Consider the following 6,458-nt stretch of genomic DNA (forward strand, 5'->3'; position numbering starts at 1 on the left):
ACTCAACCTCCTTATCATCTTCTATCCTTATCTTATCACATCCGGACTTCTATGAAAAGAGCTATATATCTGCATGGATAAATGAAGCAAGTGGATCAAATACTATCAATTTCAGATCTTTAATTTCCTCGAGCTGTTTTATTATAGATTCGAATTCAGGAGAAACTTCAACAACTTTACCACGAACGTTTCTTAGTATTGTAAGTGATCCTCTGACGTTTGGCAGTGGTACAATAAATAGTTTGTCTTTATATTTTAATCTTTCACATTTAGGGTCAAGTCCCTCTAAGCGGCGATGTACTTCACCTGCATCATCTTCTGCTAAAAAGACTACCACTGATCCATGTTCAGTCACAAGCGAACCAAAACCACATATTTGATCTGTATCATTTACAACTTTGAGAGCCAAATCAAGTAGCAGCATTCCTTTTCCTGTGTCTCCCATAGCAGCAACTATTGAAGTAACGCCCAAAGGAAATATTCCTTCAACAAGAAATTTTTGCTCTGGTACTGGACCTACAAAACGCTCTGCACTCCAATCTAAAATATTAAGTGGCTGTTTTATGGGTCTTTCTAAGCTTTTCATATTTGAAGTATCAGTAGTTAGAATATCAGTAGCAGGTAAATTTATACATGGAGTTGAAGCTAAAAACTCTTTGACATCTATACCTTCCTCTACACAATCAGCAGCATCCCAGCCTTTTTGTTTATTTTGTGGAATATTAAGAACAACAAGTGATTCAACTCCGATTTCTAAAAGCTTTTCTTCAGCATTTTTTGCGTATTTATTACCTGCTTCATCATTGTCTGGCCATATAATAATATGTTTACCTTTTAGCGGAGTCCAATCAGTTTTCTCAATAGGTGCATTTGCTCCAGACATCGCTGTTGTTGCTGTAATACCTTGTTTTATCAGCGCTTCTGCACATTTTTCTCCCTCAACAAGAATAACTTTATCGGACTTCAAAATACCTGGGATATTATAGAGTGGTCTTATCTCTGGCGTACCAAAGTCGGATTTTTTAATATCAAAAGGAAGATATCGCTTTCCATTACCTTCATCATAACGATAGACTCTAACAAGAGCTTGGCCTTTTTCATCGTAATAATCCCAATATGCAGTTGGATTACTTGAATTTTTGAAATGACCAAGCCACTCAGCTATAGAAGCCATTACTTCAGGAAACTCTATTCTTGTACTTTTTCTATTTACTCCCGCCCAAAGGTCGATAATATCACCACCTTCTCCTGTTGCAAAATCATGCCATAGGCCAGCTTCACTGCCACTTAATTCTACTACCAGACTCTTGCCTTTATCACCTTGTATATTGCCTACATAAAACTTATCACCACGAAAAGTTCCGTTAGGTAGCAAGTACAAAAGACAAGATCTTAGGTTTAATAGAAGTCGTTCTTTAAGTTCTTGAACATTATTCATGAAATCACCTGTAAGTTGAAAATCTTGTTCTATATATTCACCGGATTTACAAAAACTGTTCAGTTCATAGGTGCATTGTCTGATCAAAGTTTTGAGTGTCTGAGGTTTGAAAAAAGATTCTAGACTTTCAGAGGGTAAAAAACTCACGATTGTCTGAGGTATTTTTTTCATGTCCTACAATATTTACTAAGAAAGTTTCATCCTTAAGTCTTGCATTTAAGGATACATCTTATGAAATCTCGAAACTCTTATTCAGGTATTGATCCTAAAGTTGTTAATTTAATAAAATTTTGCGCAAAACATTATAAGTCGCTTACTGATCAAGATATTGAAGACATAGAACAGGACCTCTTCTGTGAGTTTCTTTCATGCATAGATCAGTATGATAAAACTAAGGGCAGTCTTTCAACTTTTGCTAAGCAAGTTGTTAAAAATCGTATTAATAATCTAGTCCGTAAACACTCACGTACTAATCCTAAACTTGAAAATAATGTGCAACAGGAAAGTTACTGTTTTGAAGATGAAGCGATACTACGTATTGATGTTGAGCAAATTATTTCAAAATTACCAAAGAAGTGGCAAGTTTTATGTGAACAATTAAAACACCACAGCATTGCTGAAGTTGCAGACACGAACAATATGTCACGGACTACTTTGTACAACATTCTCAAGAAAATGCGATCTAAATTTGCACCTGTTTACGGAAAAAAGCATAAGAAAAATTGAACAGTTTTTTGAAATTTGGTGAATTTATATATAGTGGCAAATTAAGGTAAAAGCATGAAAATAATAAACAGCAAAGAAAGAGCAAAACTGATCACAGGTGTGAAGGTAGTAATCTTTGGACCTTATGGAATCGGCAAAACCAGTCTGCTCAAAACCCTCGATGAATCAACAACACTTTGCCTTGATTTTGAAGCAGGACTTCTAGCTGTACAAGACTGGAAAGGAGATTCAACTGAGATTCGCACTTGGAATGAGGCCAGAGACATTGCTTGCCTAATTGGTGGTCCTAATCCTGCATTAAAACCTGATCAAGCATATAGTCAAAGACACTATGAGCATGTATCTGGCAAGTACAAAGATCTTCTTTCTGAAGTTTCTAAATATCGATGTATTTTCATTGATAGTATAACTGTTGCATCACGTTTATGTCTTTTATGGGCAAGAATGCAACCTGAGTGTTTTTCTGATAGATCGGGAAAAGAAGACAAAAGAGCTGCCTATGGATTACTTGCTCAAGAAATGATGGCCTGGCTCAATCAGTTTCAACATATTCGAGATAAAGACATCATCACAGTTGGCACACTAGGTCAATATCTCGATGACTGTAATCGTTCAATTTGGCTACCTCAATGTGAAGGGGCTAAAACTGCCAGTGAAATTCCAGGGATCGTTGATGAAGTAATCAGTATGGTTGGAATCAAGAAAGATGATGGTACAGAGAGACGTTCATTTGTCTGTCAGACTATTAATACTTGGGGATACCCTGCTAAAGATCGCAGTGGCTGCCTCAATATGATTGAAGAACCGCATCTGGGTAATTTACTTGCGAAAATTAAAGCTAAGGCTTTTGCTACTGCTGCTTAAATTTCTACTCAAAGTTAACTTTTAGAGGTTATGTATGTTACAAGACTTTTTCACCATTACTCAAAAAATTCCCTTTTTCAGTGTAAAAGAATACTTGGATGATCAATCGCCAATACCAGAAGACATTGTTTCCCCAAGAATTTTAACCAAGAGAGGCTTATTGGTATTTGGTGGCCCACCTAAAATCGGTAAAAGCGACCTTTTGATCTCTTGGCTTGTCCACATGGCTGCTGGTAGATCATTTCTTGGTATGATGCCAAGTAGACCTTTGAAGATCTTCTACATGCAAACTGAAATTGAGTATGACTATATGAAGGAACGTTTGCAACAGCTTCAACTTGATAAGGAACTTTTGGATATAGCTGCCAATAACTTAATTATCACGCCAAGAGTGCAATTATCGCTTAGTAGTGAAGAAATAGATGAAATCAAAAATACTGTTAAAGAGCGTTTTAAACCTGATATTATTGCGATTGATCCTCTTCGTAATATCTTTAACTCAAGTGAATATGGCAACGAAAATGACAACAGCGCTATGCTATTCTTCTTGCAAAAAACACTTGAAAAACTGAGAAATGTTATTAATCCAGATGCCAGCGTAGTACTTACCCATCATACAAAAAAATTATCCAAAAAAATGTTAGAAGAAGATCCATTTCAAGGTTTAAGCGGTGCTGGGTCCTTAAGGGGCCTCTACACTACAGGAATGGTGATGTTCAGTCAAGATGAAGGAAGCACTGTCCGTCAAATAGTATTTGAGTTGCGTAATGGTGAACGTGTGCCAAGTAAGCTTGTCGATAAACTAAATGGCCATTGGCAACTTGTGGATAAATGGAATAGTTAATTTTTATAGGAGATAATATATGTTACAAGATTTAACTGATTTTAACACTGCAAAGTCGCAAAGTAATTTAATACCTAAAGGTACAACGGTAAAAGTCAAAATGGCTATTAAGCCTGGAGGTTATGAAAATTGGTTCACTAAAAGCTATACTACTGGCAGCATCTATTTAAACGCTGAATTTACGGTCACTGAAGGTCCATATACAAAACGTAAGATTTATCAAGTAATTGGTATTAAAAGTGGCAAAGCAAGCGTTGAAGGAGAAGATACTCGGAGAGAAATGGGTCGTTCTATGCTTAGAAGTATTTTGGAGTCAGCACGGAACATTCATCCACATGACACTTCAGGAAAAGCAGTTGTTGCTAGAAAAATCAACTCCATTGCAGATTTAAATGGACTAGAGTTTATGGCAAAAGTGGGAATTGAGGCCGATAATAGGTACGGAGACAGGAACAGAATTGATACGATCATTACTCCGAATGAAACTCAGAAGGATCCATTCTAAGCGAATAAAAGAATCATTTTTTTATCATAAATTATTGAAGGGCACCTTTTATGAATAGATCTCTAGAAGAAATAAAAGCGTTAGTAATTGGTAGAATTGAAACTCCATTTACTACCTGGCGGTGAGTTTTACAAAAGTAAGTTTTATATTGGAGATTTACGTGGAGATAAAATAATAGTTGAGACAACAGGAGAAAGAGCCGGAGATTGTAGCTAAAATTAAAGGAGACGTAGTTGAATTTTTTACTTTCGTTGCAGGTGACAAAAAAAGCGCTGAAGAATTGTATCGGTATATTGTAAAGAAGTATCCTTCTGCGTTTTCTGTCCAACATTGACTAAGGAGCTTAGCTGGCACTTAAGTTAATGGTAGATAGATTAAGCCGATAGCCTGACCAGTTACATGCTTGTATAACATCATCGCGTTTTATATTTAGTCCCAAGGTGCTAGCTAGCTTTTCTGCTATTGTTTTTTGCATTCTATTAAGAGGTCTGCGTACTTGCTGTTCTGGGTCTTCAATACCTAAACTATCTGCTATTTGAATGATACTAAGAAATTTATATTCTTTAACTGCTTCCAAGTCACGCAAAAATTGTTTAAGTAATACTCTAAAGATGCGGATGCTTGAAGTTGCTTGTTTGCCTATAATTTCAACGTCATTAACATAAATAATATTACCTTCAACGTTTAATCGCAGTATCTTTTTTTCTGGAAGAGTTGTTTCTTGCAGTGGAACATAAGGGAATGCTTGAAAGGAAACGTTAGGTAATAGCTCTGGTACTCCTTTTTCAACTGCTTCGCTTAGTATTTAATTTAGAGTTTGATATTCACAAATTAAATCAGCCATGGAAACAGTGTATAGGCTTAACAATATTTTTAAGTCTTCCTTTCCAAAAGTTATAAGAACAGCAACATTAGCTCTTAACCTATCTACAGTTAAATATGACTTATCAGTACATAAAGTTGGTATAATAACGCTTACTATTTTACTTTTAAAGCTTATATGATATATCCCATTTGCCGCCTTTTCCCATATGAGTCCTATTAATAGTTTTTCAAACCAACTTATAATTTTTTCTGTATTAAGTTTAATTGAAAGCACAAGATAACGCTGTTTTTTATAAGTATCAGGAAAAATATCACGACCACAATCCTCGCAAGCTAGATCATCACAATCTTCATCAAAATCATGAGAAATGATAACCTCATTTTTGCAATAAGGATTTTGTATATTTGGAAAATCAAGATCTAAATCATTAGCACAAATAACAAAATAATACTTCTCAAGTTTAACAAAATCAAGCTGACTGAGATGCTCTGCAGCCTTTATATAGTTTTCGTTAGGATTTACCCAGGACCTATTTACTAACATAGTATCAATATCTTGAGAGTGTTTTCGACAAAACGGTAATTCCATAGCTATCTCTAATTAAAGACTTAAAATCATCTCGTTCTTTTCTATTGAGAACATATTCTGAGTAATCAATTTCTATATAATTTGCGTATTGCGTGTCTGTCTGAAAGGATAAAGTAACTTTTTTACTTTTGAACAATACTTTGATATGCTGAACAAGCGAAACATCATGCAGTACACTACCAACCGAAGGCTCTATTTTCTGCAACCACTCTTCAATATTATCTGTGTTTAACGTAAGATTAGTTTTAGATTTAGATGGACCAAATTTCAATTCAAATAGGTGAATATCAGGTACATGTTGTTTTACACAGTCATTCAAAAAAGTCCTCACTTGTGCTGTTGTATTTTGGTGGCGCATGTTAGTAAATGAACATTCTCGCTGAAAATAACAGCTTACTATTCTATTTGCTATTTTTAATCCTTGATCAAAACTTTGAATAGGTAAGTTTACTTGGTTAGCATTTAAAGCAAAGTCAATAATAATTCTACTAGGTTTATAACCGTGTATTACCTTATTTGAACTGATTAATAAATCTTCATCTTTACTAGCACGTCGTATAAATAAGTAAATACTATTTTGGTAGTAAAAGAGTTCTTGAAATTGACTTTCAAAACTATCATTTTCAAATAGATCATGCTGTTTTAATATTTGCTGTATTGTACTTTC

At 34.9% G+C, this 6,458-nt stretch carries 6 protein-coding genes and 2 pseudogenes; 4 read left to right on the forward strand and 4 right to left on the reverse strand.

All coding sequences use genetic code 11. The features are described 5' to 3' along the window. Nucleotides 1–64: 64 nt before the first annotated feature. Nucleotides 65–1,438: pseudogene (locus ACIPNH_RS01425) on the reverse strand (ATP-binding protein); the annotation flags it as partial. 231 nt (nt 1,439–1,669) lie between these two features. On the opposite strand from ACIPNH_RS01425, the gene ACIPNH_RS01430 reads away from it, so the two are divergent. From ACIPNH_RS01430 to ACIPNH_RS01445, 4 genes are read left to right on the forward strand one after another with little or no spacing between them, the layout of a single operon-like run. Beyond that, the gene (locus tag ACIPNH_RS01430) at nt 1,670–2,164 is read left to right on the forward strand and encodes a sigma-70 family RNA polymerase sigma factor (protein ID WP_400771206.1); all 495 of its coding nucleotides are present in this window, start codon (nt 1,670–1,672) and stop codon (nt 2,162–2,164) included. Between the two features lie 54 nt (nt 2,165–2,218). Further along, the gene (locus tag ACIPNH_RS01435) at nt 2,219–3,028 is read left to right on the forward strand and encodes an ATP-binding protein (RefSeq protein ID WP_400771209.1); all 810 of its coding nucleotides are present in this window, start codon (nt 2,219–2,221) and stop codon (nt 3,026–3,028) included. A gap of 34 nt (nt 3,029–3,062) precedes the next feature. Continuing rightward, on the forward strand, nt 3,063–3,872 hold the full coding sequence (locus ACIPNH_RS01440; protein WP_400771212.1) for an AAA family ATPase: 810 nt from the start codon (nt 3,063–3,065) through the stop codon (nt 3,870–3,872). A gap of 19 nt (nt 3,873–3,891) precedes the next feature. Beyond that, nucleotides 3,892–4,377 (forward strand): hypothetical protein, encoded by a 486-nt coding sequence (locus tag ACIPNH_RS01445; RefSeq protein ID WP_400771215.1) that lies wholly within the window; start codon nt 3,892–3,894, stop codon nt 4,375–4,377. Nucleotides 4,378–4,720: 343 nt separating this feature from the next. On the opposite strand, the gene ACIPNH_RS01450 is transcribed toward ACIPNH_RS01445, so the two are convergent. From ACIPNH_RS01450 to ACIPNH_RS01460, 3 genes and pseudogenes are all read right to left on the reverse strand, one after another. Beyond that, nucleotides 4,721–4,954: a hypothetical protein gene (locus ACIPNH_RS01450; RefSeq protein ID WP_400771217.1), complete on the reverse strand. Its 234-nt coding sequence runs from the start codon at nt 4,952–4,954 to the stop codon at nt 4,721–4,723. Between the two features lie 228 nt (nt 4,955–5,182). Then, nucleotides 5,183–5,791, reverse strand: a complete 609-nt coding sequence (locus ACIPNH_RS01455) for a hypothetical protein (protein WP_400771220.1) — start codon at nt 5,789–5,791, stop codon at nt 5,183–5,185. Further along, nucleotides 5,751–6,458, reverse strand: a pseudogene (locus tag ACIPNH_RS01460) (hypothetical protein); the annotation flags it as partial. The gene ACIPNH_RS01455 and the pseudogene ACIPNH_RS01460, both read right to left, overlap by 41 nt.

The sequence above is a fragment of the Wolbachia endosymbiont of Drosophila barbarae genome, assembly GCF_044752445.1.
Classification (GTDB): domain Bacteria; phylum Pseudomonadota; class Alphaproteobacteria; order Rickettsiales; family Anaplasmataceae; genus Wolbachia; species Wolbachia pipientis.

Bases quoted from the DNA above. Each gene is read 5' to 3' on its own strand.
- ACIPNH_RS01435 (WP_400771209.1), top strand. From the start codon at position 2,219: ATGAAAATAATAAACAGCAAAGAAAGAGCAAAACTGATCACAGGTGTG.
- ACIPNH_RS01430 (WP_400771206.1), top strand. From the start codon at position 1,670: ATGAAATCTCGAAACTCTTATTCAGGTATTGATCCTAAAGTTGTTAAT.
- ACIPNH_RS01455 (WP_400771220.1), bottom strand. From the start codon at position 5,791: ATGGAATTACCGTTTTGTCGAAAACACTCTCAAGATATTGATACTATG.
- ACIPNH_RS01440 (WP_400771212.1), top strand. From the start codon at position 3,063: ATGTTACAAGACTTTTTCACCATTACTCAAAAAATTCCCTTTTTCAGT.
- ACIPNH_RS01445 (WP_400771215.1), top strand. From the start codon at position 3,892: ATGTTACAAGATTTAACTGATTTTAACACTGCAAAGTCGCAAAGTAAT.